Annotated in this window: 18 protein-coding genes and 1 pseudogene; 10 read left to right on the top strand and 9 right to left on the bottom strand. The window is 64.6% G+C overall.

The window, feature by feature from the left end:
- Positions 1–79 precede the first annotated feature (79 nt).
- Positions 80–994, top strand: a complete 915-nt coding sequence (locus tag BTM36_RS17125) for a LysR family transcriptional regulator (protein ID WP_077237199.1) — start codon at positions 80–82, stop codon at positions 992–994.
- Between the two features lie 362 nt (positions 995–1,356).
- Here the strand turns inward: BTM36_RS17125 and BTM36_RS17120 are convergent, their stop codons facing one another.
- The 3 genes from BTM36_RS17120 to BTM36_RS17110 form a co-directional block, all read right to left on the bottom strand.
- Positions 1,357–1,563, bottom strand: coding sequence for a hypothetical protein (locus BTM36_RS17120; protein WP_077237198.1), 207 nt, complete (start codon positions 1,561–1,563; stop codon positions 1,357–1,359).
- Between the two features lie 132 nt (positions 1,564–1,695).
- Entirely contained in the window at positions 1,696–2,436 is a 741-nt protein-coding gene (locus BTM36_RS17115; RefSeq protein ID WP_077237197.1) for a transporter, read from the bottom strand.
- A gap of 510 nt (positions 2,437–2,946) precedes the next feature.
- Complete coding sequence (locus BTM36_RS17110) at positions 2,947–3,888, bottom strand: HDOD domain-containing protein (RefSeq protein ID WP_077237196.1); 942 nt, start codon at positions 3,886–3,888, stop codon at positions 2,947–2,949.
- Positions 3,889–4,249: 361 nt separating this feature from the next.
- On the opposite strand from BTM36_RS17110, the gene BTM36_RS17105 reads away from it, so the two are divergent.
- The 5 genes from BTM36_RS17105 (at position 4,250) to BTM36_RS17085 (ending at position 11,099) form a co-directional block, all read left to right on the top strand.
- Positions 4,250–5,311, top strand: a complete 1,062-nt coding sequence (locus BTM36_RS17105) for a ligase-associated DNA damage response exonuclease (RefSeq protein ID WP_077237195.1) — start codon at positions 4,250–4,252, stop codon at positions 5,309–5,311.
- Positions 5,304–7,001: an ATP-dependent DNA ligase gene (locus BTM36_RS17100; RefSeq protein WP_077237194.1), complete on the top strand. Its 1,698-nt coding sequence runs from the start codon at positions 5,304–5,306 to the stop codon at positions 6,999–7,001. Before BTM36_RS17105 ends, BTM36_RS17100 begins: the two co-directional genes overlap by 8 nt.
- Positions 6,973–9,579: a ligase-associated DNA damage response DEXH box helicase gene (locus tag BTM36_RS17095; protein ID WP_254427025.1), complete on the top strand. Its 2,607-nt coding sequence runs from the start codon at positions 6,973–6,975 to the stop codon at positions 9,577–9,579. Before BTM36_RS17100 ends, BTM36_RS17095 begins: the two co-directional genes overlap by 29 nt.
- The gene (gene pdeM, locus BTM36_RS17090) at positions 9,579–10,235 is read left to right on the top strand and encodes a ligase-associated DNA damage response endonuclease PdeM (protein ID WP_077237268.1); all 657 of its coding nucleotides are present in this window, start codon (positions 9,579–9,581) and stop codon (positions 10,233–10,235) included. Before BTM36_RS17095 ends, pdeM begins: the two co-directional genes overlap by 1 nt.
- A gap of 66 nt (positions 10,236–10,301) precedes the next feature.
- Positions 10,302–11,099 (top strand): transporter substrate-binding domain-containing protein, encoded by a 798-nt coding sequence (locus BTM36_RS17085; protein WP_077237193.1) that lies wholly within the window; start codon positions 10,302–10,304, stop codon positions 11,097–11,099.
- A gap of 73 nt (positions 11,100–11,172) precedes the next feature.
- Here the strand turns inward: BTM36_RS17085 and BTM36_RS17080 are convergent, their stop codons facing one another.
- From BTM36_RS17080 to BTM36_RS17065, 4 genes are all read right to left on the bottom strand, one after another.
- Positions 11,173–12,558 (bottom strand): hypothetical protein, encoded by a 1,386-nt coding sequence (locus BTM36_RS17080; RefSeq protein ID WP_174616866.1) that lies wholly within the window; start codon positions 12,556–12,558, stop codon positions 11,173–11,175.
- Between the two features lie 248 nt (positions 12,559–12,806).
- The gene (locus BTM36_RS17075) at positions 12,807–13,925 is read right to left on the bottom strand and encodes a nucleotide excision repair endonuclease (protein WP_077237192.1); all 1,119 of its coding nucleotides are present in this window, start codon (positions 13,923–13,925) and stop codon (positions 12,807–12,809) included.
- A gap of 181 nt (positions 13,926–14,106) precedes the next feature.
- Positions 14,107–16,731, bottom strand: a complete 2,625-nt coding sequence (gene ligD, locus BTM36_RS17070; protein WP_077237191.1) for a DNA ligase D — start codon at positions 16,729–16,731, stop codon at positions 14,107–14,109.
- Entirely contained in the window at positions 16,728–17,777 is a 1,050-nt protein-coding gene (locus tag BTM36_RS17065) for a Ku protein (RefSeq protein WP_077237190.1), read from the bottom strand. Before BTM36_RS17065 ends, ligD begins: the two co-directional genes overlap by 4 nt.
- A gap of 208 nt (positions 17,778–17,985) precedes the next feature.
- On the opposite strand from BTM36_RS17065, the gene BTM36_RS17060 reads away from it, so the two are divergent.
- The 4 genes and pseudogenes from BTM36_RS17060 to BTM36_RS17045 form a co-directional block, all read left to right on the top strand.
- Positions 17,986–19,680, top strand: coding sequence for a thiamine pyrophosphate-binding protein (locus BTM36_RS17060; RefSeq protein WP_077237189.1), 1,695 nt, complete (start codon positions 17,986–17,988; stop codon positions 19,678–19,680).
- A 2-nt stretch (positions 19,681–19,682) separates the two neighbouring features.
- Positions 19,683–19,949, top strand: a complete 267-nt coding sequence (locus BTM36_RS17055) for a hypothetical protein (RefSeq protein WP_077237188.1) — start codon at positions 19,683–19,685, stop codon at positions 19,947–19,949.
- Positions 19,950–20,205: 256 nt separating this feature from the next.
- Positions 20,206–20,418: a hypothetical protein gene (locus tag BTM36_RS17050; protein WP_006465236.1), complete on the top strand. Its 213-nt coding sequence runs from the start codon at positions 20,206–20,208 to the stop codon at positions 20,416–20,418.
- Positions 20,419–20,487: 69 nt separating this feature from the next.
- A pseudogene (locus BTM36_RS17045) lies at positions 20,488–20,997 on the top strand (type 1 glutamine amidotransferase domain-containing protein); the annotation flags it as partial.
- Positions 20,998–21,449: 452 nt separating this feature from the next.
- Here the strand turns inward: BTM36_RS17045 and BTM36_RS17040 are convergent.
- Positions 21,450–21,689 (bottom strand): hypothetical protein, encoded by a 240-nt coding sequence (locus BTM36_RS17040; protein ID WP_006465238.1) that lies wholly within the window; start codon positions 21,687–21,689, stop codon positions 21,450–21,452.
- Between the two features lie 143 nt (positions 21,690–21,832).
- Entirely contained in the window at positions 21,833–22,405 is a 573-nt protein-coding gene (locus BTM36_RS17035; protein ID WP_077237187.1) for a DUF4142 domain-containing protein, read from the bottom strand.
- Between the last annotated feature and the right edge of the window lie 135 nt (positions 22,406–22,540).

Below are 22,540 nucleotides of genomic sequence, written 5' to 3'. Positions count from 1 at the left end.
TGTCGGTGAGTCATCGTGCTGCCCTCACCCACCGTATCTGCACTGTCCGCGCTATCCGCGCTATCACCAGGAGACATCATTGAGTTTCAACCTGCAGCAGCTGGAAATGTTCAATGCCATCGTCGCTGCAGGGAGCCTGGGGCGCGCGGCCGCCGTCCTCGACCTGACCCAGCCGGCCTTGAGTCGCGCGATCAAACGTCTGGAAGAGTCCATCGGCGGGGCGCTCTTCGAGCGTCACACCAAGGGTATGCACCTGACACCGCTGGGCAAGGCGCTATTGCCGCACGCGATGTCGTTGCAGCGTGAAGCCCGGCAGGCCCGCGAAGAACTGGACGCCATCCGCGGCCTGGCAAAGGGTGTCATCAAGGTGGGTGCGGTGGGCAGCATTGCCAGTCTGGTGCTGCCACTGGCGGTGCGTGGGGTGCTGGACAAGTGGCCCAACCTGCGGGTGGAGATCATGGAGGGGGTATGGGACCGTCTGGTCGAGGGCCTGCTCACGCATGAGATCGACTTGGCTCTCGGTACCTCCGGTGCCGAAAGCGATGGCGTGGCAGCCATCTCCGACTGTCGCTGGAGCGACCTGAGCTACGTGGTGGCCGGGCGCGACCATCCACTGCGTGAACGCGGCAAGATCAGCCTGGCCGATACCCTGACGCAGCGCTGGGCCTTGACACCCCGGGGTACGGGACCGTATTTGCACGTGAAGGAAACATTCGCCCGGGCCGACTTGCCCATGCCCGAGATCGCTGTCGAATCGCGTTCGGTCACGGTGCTCAAGGGCCTGGTCGCGCGTTGTGGATTCGTGGGGTGGATGTCCGGTCCGATGTTCGATACCGAAAGCAAGGCGGGAGTGATCAATGCCCTTGCGGTAGAGGGCCTGAATGCACCGCGTACGTTGACCGCATTCCGCAGGCGGCAAGGGATATTGCCGGCGCCGGCGATCCGCTTGCTCGACGAATTGCGGCATCTGACCGGTTCCCTGCCCTCCAGCTAGGGCCTGTTCGCACTAAACCTGCGAGATGCGTTGCGCCCAGAAGGCGTGGTGGCAAGGCGCGCGGCAAGGCTGGTGGTGGTGCCACCAGCCTTGCCGTGCAACGCCGCCAGCGCGCCTTCTGGGCGCAACCCTCCGGGAGAGGCCGGCAAGCGTCGCCTGCCGTTGTTGCAGCTCCTTGCCGTAGCACCACTACGGCGCGTCGCTGCGCCTAGGCAGTCAACGCTTGACGACCTCTCGCACTCACAGATTTAGTGTGAACAGGCCCTAGGCCCCACATCAAATGAAAACACCCTGCAGCGTCACTGCCTGCAGGGTGGGTAATCATCTCTTCATCGGCTTGCTATCGGGATGGTGGCCCGGGATCAGACCCGGTAGATCTTCTCTCCGGTCTGGACGATCCTGAATTTCTCATTGGTCAGCGGGTCCAGCGCGCGACCATCGGCCAGCTTGTAGCTACGGCTGAACGCCAGTACTGCAGTATCGGCTTCGTCCTGCTGAGTCTGATACACCTCTACGTGGTAAGGTGCGCCGGTCTTGCCCTTGGCATCGAATTTTTCCACCAGATCCATATGTCGTCTCCTTAGTCGTGGCCTTGCGCCAAGGACAAAGATAGCAGATTTGATCGTGCTTTCCAGCGCATTGCATGTTGCAGCGCACAGCAACGGCACGCGGGTTGGGCTGCAGCCCAGCGCGATCAACGATCAGTAATGCAAGGTCACCCCGACGCCGAACTGCCGCGTCACCTCGGCCTTGTTGAGCCCGAACTTGGCGCCGGCATCCAGATCGACCGTCTTGTTGGGCGACCAGATCACGCCCACCAGCGCATAGGAAGGCAGCTTGCGGCTGGATGCATCCGGGTTCTGGGCAACGCCGGTATCGGCCACCAGGCGCCATTGTTCATCCAGGCCGTACCAGACTGCGGCCGAGGCGCGCCACAGGGTCTTGCGCTGCGACTGCTGGTCACTGTCGAGCTTGAAGCGGTTCACGCGCACACCCAGGTTGCCGTGCAAGGTCCAGGGGCCGGTTTCGTAGGACGCGATACCGGTCAGGGCGGCGCTGCTCTTGCCATTGCCCAGGCCCTTCTCTTCGTCGCCGCTGGGCATGAAGAATTCCGGCTTCAAGGCCAGCGCCAGGCCATCGGCCTCGTAATAGCGCCACTTGGCGCCCAGCGAGACGTCCCCCACACCCGTGCCGGTGGGCGACTGGAAGGTCTGCGGCAGGTTGAAGAACAGGTCCAGCTTGTCAGTGACGCCATAGGTGAAGGTGAAGGCGCCGACATGACTGGCGTCGCCACTCTGTTTGCTCCAGTCGGTATTCATTTCAAGCTGGATACCGCCAGCGCCTTGCACGCCGGCATCATCGGTGACCAGCGGGTGCGCGGCGAAGGCCGACTGGCTGGCCGCCAGCAACAGCCAGGAAAGACTCAGAATTTTCTTGTTCATGGTGGACCCCATTTTTTGCTGTGATCAGTACGGCATTGCTACCCGGCCACCACGATGACACAGCCACGCCCGTACGGACGTGACAGCGCACACCGCAGGCGGGGAGTACAGAGACGTGGTCGGAGCGAACCGAAGGGAAAGCGCGCCGTTGCATGTTCAGAACACGATACCAAAGGCGCAAATCGCGCATTCCGAACAGAAAGAGCGCTGACAAGGCCTATTTGATGAATATGTCCTGATGGATGGCTGCGGTAAATGCCGTGGCTTTTACGGAAGGAACATCATCGGGCTGGCTTCAGCTGGCCTTGCAGGCGTCTGGAAGCGCGGTTCATGAACACCCGCCGTGTGACGCCAAGTGGCGATGGCCAGACTTCAGGGGCCAGGCCACAAGGCCGCAGCAGGCGAACTGCATTTCCAGAGCGAGGGGGATAGTACCATCGGTGCCTGACAAATCAGCAACAAAAAGCTTCGATATTTGCTGACAAAATCTGCCCCGCAACGAAACCTGGATCAGCCCGGTTGTTCGGTCGCGGCGGCCAGTGCCGATCCGAGTTCGCGCAGCACCCGAGTGGGGATCTTGAGCATCGCACCCCACTCGCTCCAGTCCCAGGAGACGCGGGCGCAGAGGTATTCCAGGCTGGAACTGGGCAGTTCGAAACGCTCGCCCAGTTGCAGCAGGTGCGGCAGCAAGGCGGCGCGGGTGGCATCGTCTGCCACGCAGATATCGGCCACGCAGGCGGCCAGTTCCAGCAGGCGGATCAGGCGCTGCTGGCGGTCTTCCTCGTCCAGCCCGGTGCTATCGGCCGCCTCGTGGTGAAGGACGGTTTCGCAGAACAGCTTGGGGAACAGCCAGTCCTGCATCATTGCGGCGGCCAGTTCCAGGTGGTCGAAGCTGAAGGCCTGCTTCTCTTCCTGGCGCAGGGCGGCAGCGGGAGCATCCGTCCCGACGCCGCGCAGGATCTCGCCATAGCGCTTGGGACGCGCCGAGGCCAGCGCCAGCCGTCCGATATCCGCCAGCAGGCCGATGGTGAACATCTCCGCCGGCGGCGCGACCGGGATCAGGTCAGCCAGGGCCTGGCTGGCGCAGGCCATGGCGGTGGAACGGCTCCAGAAGGCGTCATAGTCGAACTCGGCACAATCGCCACGGCGCGCCGATTCGGTCAGGGAAATCGCCAGCGCCATCTGGCGCACGGCCTGCAGGCCCACCATCAACAGCAGGTCGACATTGACGGAAGCGACCATCCGCCCCTTGTTGAGGTTGGGGATATTGGCGATCTGGATCAGTCGCCCGGCCAGTACCGGGTCACCCTGGATCTGGGCCACCAGGTCAGGCAGGGCGATGTCTTCCTGCTGGCACATCTGCATGATCCGCAGACGCACCCCGGACGGGGCGGGCAAGACTTCGGAGTCCTGCAGTTCGCGGAAAATCAGGGGATCGACGTAGGTAGACATGAGGATTCGTGGGGTTCTCGGGTGATGAGCCTGGCGCAAGGCCAGATGCGATGGCCACAAGGATACCCAATTAATGACCGTTGTGCGTTGCGCCATTGCAAACTCCACGCACAAGGAATGTCTCTTTTTTCATTCTCGCTGACAAGGCGGCAAGACGCACGCCGACATCCTGCACAAGCGCGTGCGGGTAAGCTGATCCGGTCCGGATTCAGCGGGCCTCAGCGATGAATGCATCATCAAAACCTGAGGCAAAGCGAAGACAAGGACAAACAAGCACAGACAAAGCGGCTCAAAGCCGGTACAAGCATCCGGGCCCAGGCTGCACATTGAGCCCAAGCACAGCGCAAGGAAAAAAGCAGACATGGAAGACATGGTAGTGGTACGCAAGGAAGGCCTGTACTGCGTACCCGGCGATTTCTACATAGACCCGTGGCGACCGGTGGCGCGCGCCGTGATCACTCACGCCCATGCCGACCACGCCCGCATGGGTCATGCCCACTACCTGGCGGCCGCGCCCGGCGCCGGCATCCTGCGTGCCCGCCTGGGTGCGGACATCCACCTGCAGGCCCTGGACTACGAAGAAAGCATCATCCACAACGGCGTGCGCCTGTCGCTGCACCCGGCCGGCCATGTCCTGGGTTCGGCCCAATTGCGCATGGAGTGGCAGGGATGCATCTGGGTCGCCTCGGGCGACTACAAGCTCGAAGCCGACGGCACCTGTACCGCCTTCGCCCCGGTGCGCTGCCACACCTTCATCACCGAATCCACCTTCGGCATGCCCATCTACCGCTGGCAACCGCAGGCGGAGATTTTCGAGGACATCAACCGCTGGTGGCGCGCCAACGCCGCCGAGGGCCGGGCCAGCGTGCTGTTCTGCTACTCCTTCGGCAAGGCACAGCGCATCCTGCACGGCATCGACCCCGGCATCGGCCCCATCGTCTGCCACGGCGCGGTGGAACCCCTGAACCGGCTCTATCGCGAAGCCGGCGTCTTCCTGCCGCCGACCGCGACGGTCGGCGAAGCCGAAGCCACCAGGCGCGGCAAGTCCAACGCCTATGCCGGCAGCCTGATCATTGCCCCACCCTCGGCTGCCGGCTCACCCTGGATGCGCCGCTTCGGCGACTACAGCGATGCCTTCGCCAGCGGCTGGATGCGCCTGCGCGGCACCCGGCGGCGGCGCGGCGTGGACCGGGGCTTCGTGCTGTCGGATCATGCCGACTGGCCGGCCCTGCAGGAAGCGATTGCTGCCAGCAGCGCCGAGCGGGTCATCGTCACCCACGGCCAGGTCGCCACCATGGTGCGCTGGCTGCGGCAGAACGGTCTCGATGCCGGGGCCTTCACCACCGAATACGGTGACGACGATGCCGACGACAGCAGCGCGGCACCACCGGCCACTGCGCAGGAACAGCCCGGCCATGCGTGAATTCTCGCGGCTCTACGCCGAACTGGATGCCACCACCTCCACCACCCGCAAGCTGGCCGCCTTGCAGGACTATTTCCAGCGTGCCGATGCCGCCGACGCCGCCTGGGCGGTGTATCTCCTGGCAGGCGGCAAGCCTCGCCAGGCGGTGCCGACCGGCCTGCTCAAGAAATGCGCAATGGCCTATGCGCAGATTGATGAGTGGCTCTTCGAAGAGTGCTATCACAGCGTGGGCGATCTGGCCGAAACCATTGCCCACATCCTGCCGCCACCGACCCGCACCAGCGACTTCGGTCTGGCCTACTGGATGCTGGAACGCATCGCCCCCCTGCGCGGTGCCGAACCGGAAGTGATCCGCAGCGCCCTCTTCGCGGCCTGGGATGAACTGGACTGGCAGGGCCGCTTCCTGCTCGCCAAGCTCATCGGTGGCGGCTTCCGGGTGGGCGTCTCGCGCCTGCTGGTCACCCGTGCGCTGGCCGCCGTGGCGCAGCTGGACCCCAAGCTGCTGGCCCAGCGCATGGTCGGCTGGACCGATGGCCGCGCCCGCCCCGACGCCGAACGCTTCGCCCGCCTGATAGGCCCCGATGACGGCCAGGATCATCGCCTGCAGGGCGGCCAGCCCTACCCCTTTTTCCTGGCCCATCCGCTGATAGAGCATCCGCGCCAGCTGGGGCCGGTCGGTCAGTGGCAGATCGAATGGAAATACGACGGCATCCGCGCCCAGCTGGTGCGCCGGCACGGCAGCAACTGGCTGTGGTCACGCGGGGAAGAGCTGATCACCGAACGTTTCCCCGAACTGGCCGCGCTGGACCTGCCGGACGCTACCGTCATCGACGGCGAGATCGTGATCCGCCTGCCTGATTCCGGGCAACAGGCCGAACGTGTGGCGCCCTTCGCCGACCTGCAAAAACGCATCGGTCGCAAGAATCTCACTGCAAGTATGCTGGGCGAGCTGCCCGCAGGACTGATCGCCTATGACCTGCTGGAGCAGGATGGGCATGATCTGCGCGGCCTGCCTCAGCAAGAACGCCGCGCCCGGCTGGAACAACTGGTCCAGCGCCACGCCGCACCGGCCCTGATGCTGGCGCCGCAGATCGTGGCAGCGGACTGGGATGCGCTGGAACAACTGCGCGCCACCTCGCGCCAGCGTGGCGTGGAGGGCATGATGCTCAAGCAGGTCGAGGCCCACTATGGCATCGGCCGTACCCGCAACGTCGGCACCTGGTGGAAGTGGAAGGTCGATCCCTATTCCATCGATGCTGTCCTGATCTATGCCCAGGCCGGTCACGGCCGGCGCGCCTCGCTCTACACCGACTACACCTTCGCGGTCTGGGACACGCCCGCTGAAGCCGGCGGCGAGCGCAAGCTGGTGCCCTTCGCCAAGGCTTATTCGGGCTTGACCGATGCCGAGATCGCCGTGGTCGACCAGACCATTCGCAAGACCACGATAGAAAAATTCGGCCCGGTACGCAGCGTGCGGCCGTCCATGGTGTTCGAGATCGGCTTCGAGGGCATTGCCCTGTCCACGCGCCACAAGGCCGGCATTGCCGTGCGCTTCCCGCGCATCCTGCGCCAGCGCGTCGACAAGACCGTCGACCAGGCCGATACCCTGGACAACCTGCGCGCCCTGCTGCCGTCGTCCCCAGTCAACGAGAGCGAGGAAGATGCCCAGCCCGCCCAGCAAGACCACTAGCCAGCGCCCGCCCAGACGGCGCAGCGCCAGCCCGCCAAAGGCGGCGGTCATCCCTGCCGCCGTCGAGGACTGGTTCGCCCAGCGCCGCTGGGAGATATTCGATTTCCAGCGCCAGGTCTGGCAAGCCGCGCAGCAAGGTCGCAGCGGCCTGCTGCACGCCGGCACCGGTGCAGGCAAGACCTATGCGGTCTGGTTCGGCGCGCTGCTGCATGCCGAACCCGGCCTGGATCGTATCGACGCGCCCACCACGACCCAGGGCTTGCGCATCCTGTGGATCGCCCCCATGCGCGCCCTGGCGGCCGACACCCTGCGTGCCCTGCAAGCCCCGCTGGCCGATCTGCTGCCACACTGGCAAGCCGGCATGCGCACCGGCGACACCGGTTCCGGCGAGCGTGCGCGCCAGATGAAGTCCTTGCCGCAGGCCCTGGTGACCACGCCAGAAAGCCTGTCACTGCTGCTGTCCCAGGCGGATGCCCACCAGCGTTTCAGCAAGCTGGACGCGGTCATCGTCGACGAATGGCACGAGCTCATGGGCAACAAGCGCGGCGTGCAGGTGCAACTGGCCCTGGCGCGCCTGCGCCGTTGGCGGCCCGGGATGGTGGTGTGGGGATTGTCGGCTACTCTCGGCAACCTGGAGCAGTCGCAGCAGGCCCTGCTGGGCCCCGAAGCCGCCGAACACGGCGTGCTGGTGCGCGGCGAACAGCGCAAGCGCATCCTCATCGATACCCTGCTGCCGCCACAGGCCACCCGCTTCGCCTGGGCCGGGCACCTGGGCCTGCAGATGCTGCCGGCGGTGGTGGCCGAGATCGATGCCAGCGGCAGTACCCTGGTCTTCACCAATACCCGCTCCCAGGCCGAGCTGTGGTACCAGAACCTGCTGGAGGCCCGCCCCGACTGGGCCGGCATCATCGCCTTACACCATGGCTCACTTGATCGCGAAGTCCGTGAATGGGTGGAACAAGGCCTGCGCGACGACCGCCTCAAGGCCGTGGTCTGCACCTCCAGCCTGGACCTGGGGGTGGACTTCACCCCGGTGGAGCGGGTGCTGCAGATCGGCAGCCCGCGCGGCGTGGCGCGACTGCTGCAGCGGGCCGGCCGCTCCGGCCATTCGCCTGGACGCAGTTCGCGCGCCACGCTGGTACCGACCAACAGCCTGGAACTGGTGGAAGCCGCCGCCGCCCAGGATGCCGTCGCTGCCGGCCGGGTGGAACAGCGTCCGGTGCCGGACACGCCCCTGGACGTGCTGGTACAGCATCTGGTGACCATCGCCCTGGGCGGTGGTTTCCGTGCCGACGAGCTGCTGGCCGAAGTGCGCCAGGCCTGGTCCTACCGCCATCTGCGCGAGGATCAATGGCAGTGGGCGCTGGACTTCGTGGTGCGTGGTGGCCAGAGCCTGGGTGCCTATCCGGAATATCACCGCGTGCGGGCCGGCGAGGATGGTGTCTATCGGGTCGAGCTGCCGGCCATCGCGCGCCGCCACCGCATGAACATCGGCACCATCGTTGCCGATGCCAGCCTGCATGTGCAGTACATGAAGGGGGGACGCATCGGCACCATCGAAGAAGGTTTCATCGCCCGCCTGCGACCGGGCGATCGCTTCCTCTTCGGCGGGCGCGTGCTGGAGTTCGTCCGCGTGCACGAGATGACGGCCTGGGTCCGCCGCAGCAGCGCCGGCAGCGGTGCCGTGCCGCGCTGGCAAGGCGGCCGCATGCCCTTGTCCTCGACCCTGGCGCACGCCGTACTGGATCGCCTGGAACAAGCCGCGCAAGGTCGCTTCGACGGTCCCGAAATGCAGGCCGTGCGACCGCTACTGGATCTGCAGCACGCCTGGTCGGCCCTGCCCACGGCGCAGCGGCTGGTGGTGGAAACGCTCAAGAGCCGTGAAGGACATCACCTCTTCTTCTATCCCTTTGCCGGCCGCCTGGTGCACATGGGACTGGCCTCGCTGCTGGCCTGGCGCCTCAGCAGGGAGCGTGCCGCCACCTTCTCCATCGCCGTCAACGACTACGGGTTCGAATTGCTGGGCGCGGACAAGGTCGAAGCGCACCGCCTGGAACCGCAGCAGGCCCTGGTCCTGTTCAGCGAAGAGCGGCTGCTGGATGACGTCCTGGCCAGCCTGAATGCCACCGAGCTGTCGCAACGGCGCTTCCGTGAAATCGCCCGTATCGCCGGGCTGGTATCGCAGGGACATCCCGGGCAGCGCAAGAGCGCACGCCAGCTGCAGGCATCGTCGGCCCTGTTCTTCGAGGTCTTCCGCAAGCACGACGCCGGCAACCTCTTGCTGACCCAGGCCCAGCGCGAAGTATTGGAACAGGAGCTGGAACTGGAACGACTGCGCAGCACCCTGGCCGAACTGCGCGCACGCACGCTCACGCTGGTGCCACTGGAGCGGGCCACGCCGTTTGCCTTGCCGCTGATGGTGGAGCGCTTCCGCGAAAAACTCTCGACCGAAAAGCTGGCCGACCGTGTGGCGCGCATGCTGCGCGAGCTGGAAGGTGCCGCCGACAAGACCAGCGCCCAGGCCAGGCCACAGCCGCGAGCGCGTCCCCAATCCAGCCCCCGCAACCAGACAGGATGATGAGCCCATACCCCAGCTTCGACGCCGCCGGCGCGACCCTGACCATGCTGCCCGAACGCGCCCTGCTCTGGCGCGAGCGCGCCATGCTGATCCTGGCCGATGTCCACTTCGGCAAGGCGGCTGCCTTCCGCGTCGGAGGCATCCCGGTTCCGCACGGCACCACCCGGGCCAACCTGGACCTGATCGATACGCTGGTGCAGCGGCATGCGGTGCGCCATGTGGTTTTCCTGGGTGACTTCCTGCACGCACGCGCCGGGCGGGTGGCGGGCACCCTGCAGGCACTGGCCCGCTGGCGCAGTTGCAATGCCGGTCTGAGCCTCACGCTGGTGCGCGGCAACCATGACCACCATGCCGGCGATCCGCCGGAAGCACTGGCGATGGAGGTCGTGGACGAACCCTGGCGGGTCGGTCCCCTGGCGTTCTGCCATCACCCCCAGACGGTCGACGGCGCCTTTGCCATCGTCGGCCATGTGCATCCGGTCTACCGGCTCGCTGCCGCAGGCGACGCCTTGCGCCTGCCCTGTTTCGTGGTGGATGGCCAATGGGCCATGTTGCCGGCTTTCGGCGACTTTACCGGGGGCTATCGTATACATGCCCAACCCGGGCAGCGCATTTTTCTTGCTGCAGACGATTGCGTGTTGCCCTTACCTGACTGAACCTTGCTGCGATGTGACGTATCATCGGCCGCGCAATGACACGTCCATTACAAGGAGAATCCGGAGATGAAATTCAAGACTAGCCTGCTGGCCCTGACGTTCGGCCTGACTGCACTTAGCTCCGTCGCCGCGCACGCCGACGGCCTGGCCGCCATCCACAAGGCCGGCGTGGTGCGCATCGGCGTACCGCAGGACTTTGCTCCCTTCGGCTCGATCGACGGTGACATGCACCTGCAAGGCCTGGATATCGACGTCGCCCGACTCATCGCCGACAAGATGGGCGTGAGGGTGCAACTGGTACCGGTGGCCAGTGCCAACCGCATTGCCTACCTGCAGACCCACAAGACCGACCTGATCATTTCAACCCTGGGCAAGAATTCGGATCGCGAAAAAGTGATCGATTTTTCACAGCCCTATGCGCCCTACAACAACAGCGTGTTCGGCGTGGCCAGCATCAAGGTCAGCAACGCCGCCGACCTGGCCGGCAAGACTATCGGCGTGGCGCGTGGCACCTTCCAGGATCTGCAGCTGACCCTGAGCGCTCCCACCAGTGCCAACATCAAGCGTTACGAGGACAACAATGCCCTCATCTCCGCCTATACCTCCGGTCAGATCCAGCTGGTCGGCACCGGTGACTTCGTCGCCCATGCGCTGGCCGAACGGGTGGCCGACAACAAGCCCGTGCTGAAGTACATCATCCAGGAGTCGGCCTGCGCCGTCGGCCTGAACAAGGGCGAACCGGCGCTGCTCAACAAGGTCAACGAGATCCTGACCGCGGCCAAGAAGAGCGGCGAGCTCAACGGCATCGTCCAGAAGTGGCTCAGCGTGCCGCTGCCGGAGAAGATGGCCAACACCTACCACTGACACGGACGACCACCCGGAAAAAACAAAAAACGGCGGGATTCCCGCCGTTTTGCATGGCAACGCCGGATCGGCATCAGAACTTCGAGGACACCGCCAGGCCCCACTTGCGCTCCGCATCGCCGGTATCGGGCAGCAGGCCATTGGAATAATCCAGGCTCAGGCCGACGTTCTGGTTGAAGTTGTAGGTCAGCACCGACTTCCAGTAATGGATGCTGCGGTTTCCCTGCAACGCCTTCAGGCCGGTAAAGGTCGTGGTGAAATCGAAGGGCAGCGCCGGATTGGTCGAGGACAGCGTGAACCCCGCCTGGGCGCCCAGGCGGATGAAGTCGCGATGCTGGTCATACACATCCGGGTCACCGCGATTGATGTAGATACCGTTACGGCTCTGGCCTATCAGGATGGGCTTGAACGCCAGGCCATTGCCCCAGCGCAGGAAATCATTGAGCCCACCCGGCCGCACCGGCGTGAGGGTGAAGTTGACCGTCAGCAGGCGGCTGCCATCGGTGTTGTTGACCAGGTAGTCGGGACGCGCGGTCAGGTCTTCGGTATTGGCCGTATCGGCATGGGCGAAGTGGAAGGCCGACAGCATCCCGACCTGGGTGGTACGCGTGGTGGTGACGTCGCGATTGCCGGCATCATAAGTGGTCACCCGGTTCTGCTTGAAACCGACATAGGGCACCGCCTCATAGGTACTGCCCGGCTCGCCCATGGGGCGCTTGTCCAGCGAATAACCGGTGTAGACCACCACATCATTGGTCCGCGACTGCGCCACGTCGTCATTGGCCAGCGCCAGCCGGGCACGGTCCACCGAGGCAAAGCCGGCCTTGTCGCGGTGATCGATGGAGAGCTGGTCAGGATTGCCGCGCACGCGCACGTGATCCATCCAGCCGGCCTGTTGCGCGCCAGCCGGTGCCGACGTTGCCGCTGTTGCCGACGCGGCCGGACCGGCCGCCGGCGTGGCAGCACCACCCGCCGCCGTTGGCGCCACCCCCATGGCCAGGGCGGAGCCGGCATAAGCCATGGCAGGCGCAGCCTGGGCCGTGGTGCAGCTCAGCCCTGCCCGGCTGTTGTCGCGGAAAAAGGCGGCCACATCACTGCGGCCGCTCGGCTTGATCTGGGAATCCTTGCCATCCAGCAGTCGTTGCACTTCTTCGGCCATGTGATCGACGTTGCAGCTATCGCCCTGACAGGCCTGTCCAGTGGCTTTTTCAGCGGCGCGCTTCTGCAGTAGCCAGGCCACCAGCGCCCGTGGCGAGGACAGCGGTGCGGGCTCCTTGCCCACCGACAGATAGGCCGTGCTGACCGGATAGGTGCGGATCAGGCTGGCGGCCAGTTGATCCTTGTCCAGTGTCAGGTCGTTGCGACACAGGCCGGTAAGCTCGGCCGCCTGGGCCAGCGAGAGGGAGACAGGCGCGGCCAGCACCAGGGTGGCCGCATAGCGTGGGAGTCGTCGTCGCATGGAGTGGAAGGAAAGAGCAGTCAAGGGATTGGGAGAACGGACAGAACGGGGAGAACGAGAAAACAGGGACAGTGCGGCACCAGAAAAGAACGACTGCACCGCGCAAGGAAAACGGAAGAAAGCTTCCAGCAGCATGGGACCGGCTGGAACGGACACGGAGCGCCCGGGAATTGCCAGGAAGTACGAAATATGACCGAAGATGACCTGGGATCACCCGAGAATCACCAGCGAGCGCCAGACCCGCCGCTTCAGCCGGCCGACAGCGGCAGTCCCGGCAGCGGACGCAGGTCCAGCTGGCCCAGCAGGTAGGGCTGGATCACCAGCTTGTAGCTGTCCAGGTCAAAACCCTTGAGGCTGGCCGCCGGACGGGTCGGCAGCTGGCGGTGGTCGCGATCCAGCGAACCCAGATAGCGCCAGTGATCGATCACATGCACCTGCTGCCAGCCCTCGCCCTGTTCGACGATGCCCATGGGGCCGGCATACGGCCAGGGCAGGATGCGCAGGTCTTCCAGCGCCTGCATCAGGCGCTGCTGGTGCTGCTCGGGGGATTCCTCGCCGGTGCAGGCGCCGCGGCAGCGACGGATCTGGCGACCGAAACAGGCCATGCCGAAACCGCCCGGCTGCTCCAGCCCAGTGACGATGGAACACAGACCATGTCCCTGCACCAGCTTGTGCAGCGCTTCCTGCGCCGCCCGTTCGCTGGTGAAGATGCCGAACAGGTTTTCGGCGCGGCTGAATTCACGCTCGGCCACCTGCGTGACCTGTGGCTGGCCCTCCGCGCTCAGGCGCAGGGTGAACAGGCCGCGCTTGCTGCGTTGCTTCTTGTTGTGAGCCGGGCGCAGGTCGCGCAGCAGAGAGTTTTCCAGCAGGGCCGCGCCCAGTTCGCCGGCCGTGCGGCGGCACTCGATGCGACGGGTTTGGCCGATCAGGAACTGGTCTTCATGGTTGTGCAGATGCGCCAGCACGCGGCTGCGCAGGTTGACGCTACGCCCCACGTACAGCGGGGCATCGTCCACGCCACGGAAGATGTAGACGCCGCAGGCATTGGGCAAGGCCTCGATGCTGGCACGCTCGATATGCAGGGGATAGCTGAAGGTCGCCGCCCGATGCGCCGCCGGCTGGGGCGCATTGAAGGTGGCCAGCGGATGACCGGGCGATCCCATGCCGCGCTGTCCTTCCTGGACCAGCAGGCGCTCCACCAGTGCTGCCGGCAGCTTGCGCGGCGCGGCACCACCCGGCGCCACGGCGCTCGCGTGTGGCATCAGGGAAGGCATGGCGGCCTGCAGGGGACGGGTAAAGAGCTGGGTCAGCGAAGTGCGGTGGCTGAGGGTATTCATGGCGTGGGCCAATTCCTTCTTGGTATTCATGGCACGTCTGGACGTGCTCGACGGGTTTTGCAAAAGGCCCGGATGCACCAGGCCTTGAAGTTAAAGTGAATTATGAAGTTGGCCCGCCGCGCCCACAGTCGGCAGGAAGATGAAGATCGTGTAGGACATTGCCGCCCTGCCCAGCTTGGCGGCCACAGCGCCGCCACCGCACGAACCCGGTTCAGACGGGCTCGAAGGCGTCCAGCATGGCCTTGCTCAGCCGCTGCCTGGCCTTGCCGAAGCCGGCCCAGGGATCATGGTCCTGGAGGTCCTTGAGTCGCTGCGGCATGGTGGCGACCTTGAAATGATCGGCCGTGATGCCCTGTTCCAGCTCTTCCCAGGTGATCGGCACCGACACCGGTGCCCCCGCCCGGGCGCGTACCGAATAGGCGACCACGGTGGTCGCTCCCGGGGCATTGCGCAGGTAATCGATGAAAATCCTGCCCTGACGCGCCGCCTTGCTCATGCGGGCAATGAAACGGTCCGGCAGCACCCGGGCCAGATGGGCAGCCACCCGGTGCGCCCAGTCCTTGACCACGTCCCAGCGATGATCAGGACGGATCGGCACCATCACATGCAGGCCCTTGCCCCCGGAAGTCTTCAGGTAACACGCCAGGCCTATCTCCTGCAGCAGGCCGCGCACCAGTTGTGCGCCCTCCACTACCGCAGCCCAGGGCACATCCGGTGCTGGATCGAGGTCGAACACCACCCGGTCCGGTTTGGCCAGCGCACGGCCGGTGGCGCCCCAGGCATGCAGTTCGAGCACGCCCATCTGCACCGTCGCAACCAGGCCGGCAACATCGTTGACCATCATGTATCGGGCGCTGCCCTCGCCTTCCGGGACCTCGATGGCGTCAATCGCCTCGGGCATCCCCTGACCGATGTGCTTCTGGAAGAAGCATTGGCCGCCCTGCCCGTCCGGACAGCGCACCAGCGACAAGGGCCGTTGCTTCAGTTCAGGCAGGATGAACCCGGCCACACTCTGGTAGTAGCGGGCCAGTTCCAGCTTGGTCAGGCCGGTATCGGGGAAGATGATCTTGCCAGGATGCGTCAACTTCACCCCTGCGACCGTCACGGGTCGGGAGAGGTCCGCCTTGCTCGCAGCGTTGCTGCTGGCCTCATCGTTGTCACCGCCGCCATCGGCCGGCTGCGCCAGGGCTTGCTCCGTCTCGCGCACGATGTCACGGGCCTGCTTGTCTTCCCGCAGCGCCAGGAAACTGCCGTGTCGCAGAATCCCCGAGCGGGTCCACTGCGCGAACCTGACTTCGGCCACCAGCTTGGGGGCCAGCCAATGTACGCCGCGCCGTTGCTGCCCCGTCGGCGGGTTGACGAAGGCCGGCTGGTTCTGCTCCAGCTTGCGGAACTGCTTCAACAGCTGCTCCAGCAGGCGATCATCGAAACCGGTGCCGACCCGCCCGGCATACTGCAACTGTCCCTTGTCGTCATGGACGCCCACCAGAATGGCACCGAATCCGCTGCGCTGGCCAGCCGGCTCGGTATAGCCGGCGATCACGAATTCCTGGCGATGCTCGCACTTGAGCTTGAGCCAGTTGCGGTCGCGACGTCCGGTATAAGGGGCATCGGCGCGCTTGACCACGATGCCCTCCATGCCATGCTGGCAGGCGTGCTGGAACACCTCATCGGTATGACCGACGATGTGCTCGCTGTAGAGCAGCAGTCCGTCTTCATCCGCGCCGGGAATCAGGGTGCGCAGCAATTCCTTGCGCTGCAGGAGCGGAACCTCCCGCAGGTCGTGACCATTCAGGAACAGCAGATCGAAGGCATACAGCGCCAGGCGGATGCCATTGGCCTGCTGCCGGTCGCCGCGCGCCAGGGTCTGCAAGGCCTCGAAGCTGATCCGCCCGTTCTCGTCCAGCGCCACCACTTCGCCGTCGATCCAGGCGTCGTCCACCGGCAGTCGTTCCAGGGCCTTGACCAGGATCGGCCAGCGATGGCTCCAGTCCAGACCTTCGCGGGTGAAGATGGCAGCCCGACCGGCGTCGATGCGGCACAGGCCGCGATAGCCATCGAACTTCAGTTCGCTGAGCCATTCATCACCCTGCGGCGCCTGATCCACCAGCGTCGCCAGTTGCGCATCCATGACCTCCGGCAGCTTGCTTGGGCGTGGCTGGGCGTCTGCTGCCTCTGCGCGGGATGGTGGCTGCCTGGAGGACTTGGATGCTTTCTTCGGCCGGGCCGCTCGCTGGTTCTCCTGCCCTTTGTCACCTGCGCCAGCCTCGTCACCGCGATCCTTGACGCTTTCCGGCCGCAATTCGGTGATCGCGGCTGCCTTGCCGCTGCGGGCGGCATCGTCATCGTCCTTGATGAGCAACCAGTTTTCCTTGCCATCGGCCGCCGGCTTGCCCATGCGGACTAGCGCCCAGCGACCCTGCAGCTTGTCGCCCTGGAGTTCGAAACTGAGATGGCCCTTCTTCAGGCCGGCGTGCACGTCGCCCTGCGGCAGCCACTGGCCGCGGTCCCACAGCAGCACATGGCCTGCGCCGTACTGATGTTCCGGAATGTCGCCTTCGAAAGTGCCATAGTCCAGCGGATGGTCTTCCACCCGCACGGCCAGCCGCTTGTCATGCGGATCCAGGCTCGGTCCCTTGGGAACGGCCCAGCTCTTGAGTACGCCATCCAGTTCCAGGCGGAAGTCGTAGTGCAGGCGCCGTGCATGGTGGCGCTGGATGAAGAAGTGCAAGCCGCCCTCGGCCGCCCGGGCTGACCGGCGGCCTTTGCCGGAGGGTTCCGGAGTGAGCGTGAAGTCGCGCTTGGCATGATAGCGATCCAGGGACGAAGCACTCATGCCTGTGCCCTCCGCGAGGGGCCGCTGCTTTTGGCGCTTTTACTGCTTTTGCTGCCGCTCTTGGCGCTCGTGGTGCCAGCGGCGGCCTTGGTGCCATTGCGGGTGCTGCTACGCTTGGCAGCAGGCTTGCGGTCAGCCAGCTTGTGGACTTTGGCGCCCTGGGTCGGCTTATCTTGGTCCTCTTCCTTTCCCTCTTCTTCATCCGCATCGTCGCGACCGCTCTTGCGCGCCTTGGCCGACGCCTTGCCGCGCCCGTCCAGACTGCTCTTGAGCAGCGCCATCAGGTCCACCACCTTGGCCCCGCTGCGGGCGGGCGCGGCGGCTTCGTCGGGTTCGGCAACCTCATGGGGCTGCCGGCTCTTGATCTTCTTCTTGATCAGGCCCAGCACGTCATCGCGATAGGTGTCATGGAACTGCTCGGGCTCCCACTCGGCGGACATGTGATCCACCAGGGCGCGCGCCATCTCCACTTCCTGCCGGGTCACCGCCGCCTTCTTCGACTGGCGCGACGGCACCGGCAGGTCGTCCGGTGCGCGCAATTCGCTGGGGTAGCGCAAGGTGATCAGTTGCAGCATGTCGCCCTGCGGAATGAGGGCTGCCAGGTGCTGGCGGGTGCGGATGACGATCTGGGCAATGGCCATCTTGTCGCTGGCCAGCAGGGTCTCGCGCAGCAGCGCATAGGCCTTGTCGCCCCCCTTGGCCGGGGCCAGGAAGTAAGGTTGCTCGTAATACAGGATGGGGACCTGCTCGCGCTCCACGAAGCTCTGGATGTCGATGCTCTGGGTCGCCTCCACATTGGCGCGGCGCAGGTCTTCGTCGGACATGAGGACGAACTTGCCGTCCTCGTATTCATAGCCCTTGATGATGTTTTCCCACGGCACTTCACGGCCGGATTTCTTGTTGTAGCGCTTGTAGCCCACCGGTGACAGATCACGCTTGTCCAGCAGCGTGAAGTCCAGTTCATCGTGCTTCTCGGCGGTATAGAGTTCGACCGGGATATTGATCAGCCCGAAGCTGATCGCCCCCTTCCATAGTGCGCGTCGCATCGCTTCCTCCACAGTCTTGCTGATGCGCCGATTATGCGTGCCCGGCCCCGCTGCCGCAGTCGGCCGGCGGATGAAGCCGGCGTAGGAATGTGCCGCAGCCGCGCGCCCTTCTCCTCCTTCTCCTACACGGATTTACCGGATAGACCGATACAGCAGCACCGGATGGCGTCTTACCCTTGAACGACTCATCCTCGTCCATGGAGCCGACATGTCCGCCACCGTTGCAGAAATCCTCATCGACACCCTGTACCAGATCGGGGTGCGCCAGATCTTCGGCGTCGTCGGTGACGCCCTGAATCCCCTCACCGATGCCATCCGTCGCGACAAGCGCATCGAATGGATAGGCGTGCGCCACGAAGAAGGTGCGGCCCTGGCCGCCGCCGGCCAGGCCAAGCTGACCGGCTGCCTGGCGGTCTGCTGCGGCACCACCGGCCCCGGCGCCAACCACCTGGTGGCGGGCCTGTATGAAGCCCGCAAGGACCACGCCCCGGTCCTGGCCATCTCCGGCGGCGTGCCAGCCGCGCGTCGAGGTACCGATTATCTGCAGGAAAATTCACCCGACCTGCTCTTTCGCGATGTCGCGGCCTACAGCCAGATCGTCACCAGTGCCGACCAGGCGCCTGCAGTCTTCCACCAGGCCATTGCCCAGGCCTACGCCCAACGCGGCGTAGCCCACCTGAACCTGCCGGCCGACATCATCGGTGCCCGTACCTCCAATACGGTCCCCAGCCTGCACACCCTGCGCGAGCGCGCCGAACTGGCGCCGCCGCCGTCCGACATCCAGGCCGCCGCAGAACTGATCAACGCTGCCAGCTCGGTCGCCATCTTTGCCGGCAATGGCTGCCGGGGCGCCATCGACCAGGTGCTGGCCCTGGCCAGCAAGTTGCAGGCACCGGTGATGCACACCTTCCGCGGCAAGGACCTGATGGCCTACGACCATCCGCACTGGATCGGCGGGGTCGGCCTGATCGGCGGCGCGCCGGGCACCGATGCGCTGCAGGCGGCGGAGTTGATGCTGATGCTGGGATCGGACTATCCCTACTCGGAATTCCTGCCCACCAAGTCCAAGGTGATCCAGATCGACGAACGCGGCTTCGTCCTCGGACGACGGGCGCCGGTCACGCTGGGCATCACCGGCTCGGTCGGGCCCAGCGTGCGGGCGCTGCTGGAAAAGGTCGAGGGCAAGACCGACGGCAGTTTCCTGCAGAAGGTCAATGGCGAGCGCGAACGCTGGAACGCCAAGCTCGACAGCGCCGCCGACATCAAGCCTCAGCACAAGAAGATCAAGCCGCAGAGCCTGGCCCGCACGCTGAGCGACCTGGCCGACGACGATGCGACCTTCGTGGTCGATACCGGCGTGGTGACGCTATGGTGTGGCAACTGGATCCGCCAGCGCGGGCAGCAGCGCATCCTGGCCTCCTTCAACAATGCCGCCGTCGGCACCTCGCTGGGCCAGGCCAACGGTATCCAGGCACTGGATCGCCAGCGGCAGGTCGTGGTGGCGGTGGGCGACGGTGGCTTCACCATGTTGATGGGCGAGTTCATGACCAGTGTGGAGCACAAGCTGCCCTTGAAGGTGGTGGTCTTCAACAACCGCGAATGGGGCCTGGTCCACCTGGAAATGGAAGAAGCCGGCATGCCCGCCTTCGAGGGTTCGGAATTCCCCAATGCCGATTTCGCCGCCTTTGCACGCGCCTGCGGCGGCCAGGGCTTCACCGCCCGCACGCCCGACGAGCTGCAGGAGAGCCTGCAGCAGCTGCTGGCAGCGCCCGGCCCGGCGGTGCTGGATGTCTTCATCGATCCGTCCGAATTGCCGGTCATGCCGCACATCAAGATGGAACAGATATGGCGCTTTGGCCTGGCCAAGGTGCGCGAGAGCCTGATCGCCATGAAAGGAGGCTGAACATGGAAAGCCAGACGAGCATTGAGCAGCAACGCGAGGACTATGCCCGCGAATTGAAACGACGCTTCGAGGACTACAAGCAGTGGGCCATGACCCACTGGCCGGTCGCCGAGCAGCCGCTGGATGATGCCGCCTTCGTCGCCTCCGAGCGTGAACTGGAATTGCTGACCGGCAGCAGGCTGCACCTCGGGCGTCAACCCGATGCGATTCCTGCCGGTGGCCAGCAACAGGCACAGTTCGAGGATGTGACGCCGGCGCCATGGCCATGAATGGTGCCATCGGAGCCGCATAAAGGCGCATAAAGGCACATAGAGGCGCCTTACTGCAGCATTGCCTGCATTCTTACGCAGGCTTGCGCCGCTGGCTTATACCGCAGCCCGGGACGGCACAGTAAGCTGGGTTTCACCGGTCACATCGTTTGCACATCGTTTGACCGATGCGTCGATCCGATCAGGTCGGCAAGAGATCTGCAAAAGGTCCGCATACATCGCGAAGACTGATATTTCAAAGTTAAAGGAGGTCATCATGAGCGCAAGCAAACAGAACAAGGATCATCGTCCCAACCAGTACGACACCCCTTCGGAAGTCGCGCTGGACGAAGCCAACGAGATGAGCTTCCCGGGTAGTGACCCGGTGGCCACCTCCAACATCACGCGCATCGAAAAGGCGCCCGAGATGGACAAGGCCAGCAACGATCACCAGAACCGCAACAAGGTTCGCCAGAACACCCCGGACTGATCCGTCATCCGCCCCCAACGAGGGCGGCCGGTGCATGCCGGCCGCCCTTTTCCATCAGGGAGATTGAACATGAGCAATCGCTATCAACAATTGAAGGTCGCGGTCCTGGTGACCGATGGTTTCGAGCAGGCCGAACTGCTGGAGCCGAAAAAGGCGCTCGAAGCCGCCGGTGCCACCGTGCACATCCTCTCCGACAAGACCGACAGCGTGCAGGGCTTCAAGCATGTCGACAAGGGAGAATCGGTGTCCGTGGACGGTAGCCTGGACACGGCCCGCCCCGAGGACTACTCCGCCGTACTGCTGCCTGGTGGTGTCGTCAACGGCGACGCCATGCGCCTGCTGCCGCAGGCCCGCAATTTCATCCGCGCCGCCAATGATGCGGAAAAGCCCATCGCCTCCATCTGCCACGGCGGCTGGCTGTTGATCTCGGCCGGCATCGCCAAGGGCCGCACCGTCACCAGCTGGCCCAGCCTGCAGGACGACTTCAAGAACGCCGGGAGCCAGTGGGTGGACCAGGAAGTGGTACGTGACGAAAACTTCGTCTCCTCCCGCAAACCCACCGACATCCCGGCCTTCAACAATGAGTTCATGAAGCTGCTGGATGAGCAGCAACGGCGGGAACAGGGCCAGCAGCCTGACGCGGCGGGCGGCGAGCCGGCATTGACCGAAGCCGGTGGAGAGGCCGATACCACCAGGCCACGCCTGTCGGAAAAAGGCAGCGCGCCAGCCGCCCCGCCCAGCCATGAAAACGAGGCCTTTGCCGTGGCCCATGGCCCATGGCCAGTCTCCGCAAAGTGATGGTTGATCGGGTCTGAACTATCGGGCTGCATACGGCTTCATGCGGAAAGAGGGGTGATCCCCTCTTTTTTGCTTTTTACTTCGTAGTTTTTTCTGCAGACCTGAAGACTTGAAACCTGTAACCGGAAGCTCGCGGTGAAAACGCAAATGCCGTCCGCAACCTGCGTTACGGACGGCAACTACATCATCGGGACAGCTGTTACACCCCCGACATCACGTCAATGCATCAGCCCCTACGCTGCGCCAGGGCGGCGCATGGCTTGTTCCAGCAATGCCAGGGCGACCTTCTCGGCTTCCTTGCGCTTCTTGCAGATACGTACCGGCTGACCCTTCAGGTCGTGCAGGTCCATATGCCAGAGGTGATCGATGCGGGTATCGAGATAGGCGACGTACTTGTGCTTGTCCAGCTTGGTCACGCGCGGCATGAAGTGACCGGCTTGCTGCTGTTCAACAGATTTGGCGAAGTGTTTCATGGCAAGTCTCCTCGGCACGGTGGCGAGATGGGACGTCATGACGGGCGGGGCAAGGCTGCTATCAGCATAGTCGATGAGGGCGGCAGCGAAAGGGCTTTTTACCTTTTTCGCGGCCCCCCCATCATGGGCTGGATTGGATGGCCTTATTTCTTGGCGGCATCCACCTTGCTCTTCAGGTCACGGCCCATCTTCAGATGTTCCTTGAGCCCCGGCAGGGTCTTGGCGGCAAAATTCTTCACATCCGGGTCATCGGCCGAGGTAGAGGACTTCTGGAACAACTTGACAGCATCCTCATGGGCCGACACCCCGATCATGCTGGCGTAGCGCTTGTCGAAGGTGTTGCCGGACAGCTTTTCGAGGATGGCGATCTTGGCGCGCTGGGCCATGCTGGGTTCGGTAGGCAGGGTGACATCCTTGCTGGAAGCCAACTGCTTGAGCTCGTCGCCGACGGTGCCATGCTGGTCAATCATCTTCTGCGCGAAATCCTTGACGGCCGGATTGCTGCTCTTTTCCAGCGCGACCTTGCTGGCCGCGATTTCGGCATTGCCGGCCTCGGCGGCCTTGGTCATGAAGCTCTTGTCCTTGCTGGTGACGGATTCGGCCGAGGCGCTCAAGGCCAGCGTGGCGCCGGCAATGAACAATGCGCCCGCGCCCAGCAGGCGGCGGGTGCGGTGGCGGGTCATCAGATCCGAAGAGGCGAAGGGAATGGAACGCATGGCGATACTCCTTGTGGTTATGGTTGAGCTAAAGATGGCGAGCCCGCGATGCCCTGCGTGGCATGTCATGCAAATACTGTAGTAAGGATGGCGTCTGCCTTGCATCAGACAGCGCCAATGAAACCTGTAGGAATC

Origin of the sequence: Herbaspirillum sp. VT-16-41 (genome assembly GCF_001994935.1) — a bacterium.
GTDB lineage: Bacteria > Pseudomonadota > Gammaproteobacteria > Burkholderiales > Burkholderiaceae_D > Herbaspirillum > Herbaspirillum frisingense.
This window is presented reverse-complemented; position numbering and strand designations above follow the sequence as displayed.

What these genes read in the sequence shown, in the direction of transcription:
- BTM36_RS17050 (WP_006465236.1), top strand. Translation starts at nt 20,206, where the DNA reads ATGAGCGCAAGCAAACAGAACAAGGATCATCGTCCCAACCAGTACGAC.
- BTM36_RS17060 (WP_077237189.1), top strand. Translation starts at nt 17,986, where the DNA reads ATGTCCGCCACCGTTGCAGAAATCCTCATCGACACCCTGTACCAGATC.
- BTM36_RS17075 (WP_077237192.1), bottom strand. Translation starts at nt 13,925, where the DNA reads ATGAATACCAAGAAGGAATTGGCCCACGCCATGAATACCCTCAGCCAC.
- BTM36_RS17120 (WP_077237198.1), bottom strand. Translation starts at nt 1,563, where the DNA reads ATGGATCTGGTGGAAAAATTCGATGCCAAGGGCAAGACCGGCGCACCT.
- BTM36_RS17095 (WP_254427025.1), top strand. Translation starts at nt 6,973, where the DNA reads ATGCCCAGCCCGCCCAGCAAGACCACTAGCCAGCGCCCGCCCAGACGG.
- BTM36_RS17085 (WP_077237193.1), top strand. Translation starts at nt 10,302, where the DNA reads ATGAAATTCAAGACTAGCCTGCTGGCCCTGACGTTCGGCCTGACTGCA.
- BTM36_RS17115 (WP_077237197.1), bottom strand. Translation starts at nt 2,436, where the DNA reads ATGAACAAGAAAATTCTGAGTCTTTCCTGGCTGTTGCTGGCGGCCAGC.
- BTM36_RS17040 (WP_006465238.1), bottom strand. Translation starts at nt 21,689, where the DNA reads ATGAAACACTTCGCCAAATCTGTTGAACAGCAGCAAGCCGGTCACTTC.
- BTM36_RS17055 (WP_077237188.1), top strand. Translation starts at nt 19,683, where the DNA reads ATGGAAAGCCAGACGAGCATTGAGCAGCAACGCGAGGACTATGCCCGC.
- BTM36_RS17110 (WP_077237196.1), bottom strand. Translation starts at nt 3,888, where the DNA reads ATGTCTACCTACGTCGATCCCCTGATTTTCCGCGAACTGCAGGACTCC.
- BTM36_RS17105 (WP_077237195.1), top strand. Translation starts at nt 4,250, where the DNA reads ATGGAAGACATGGTAGTGGTACGCAAGGAAGGCCTGTACTGCGTACCC.
- BTM36_RS17065 (WP_077237190.1), bottom strand. Translation starts at nt 17,777, where the DNA reads ATGCGACGCGCACTATGGAAGGGGGCGATCAGCTTCGGGCTGATCAAT.
- pdeM (WP_077237268.1), top strand. Translation starts at nt 9,579, where the DNA reads ATGAGCCCATACCCCAGCTTCGACGCCGCCGGCGCGACCCTGACCATG.
- ligD (WP_077237191.1), bottom strand. Translation starts at nt 16,731, where the DNA reads ATGAGTGCTTCGTCCCTGGATCGCTATCATGCCAAGCGCGACTTCACG.
- BTM36_RS17080 (WP_174616866.1), bottom strand. Translation starts at nt 12,558, where the DNA reads ATGCGACGACGACTCCCACGCTATGCGGCCACCCTGGTGCTGGCCGCG.
- BTM36_RS17035 (WP_077237187.1), bottom strand. Translation starts at nt 22,405, where the DNA reads ATGCGTTCCATTCCCTTCGCCTCTTCGGATCTGATGACCCGCCACCGC.
- BTM36_RS17100 (WP_077237194.1), top strand. Translation starts at nt 5,304, where the DNA reads ATGCGTGAATTCTCGCGGCTCTACGCCGAACTGGATGCCACCACCTCC.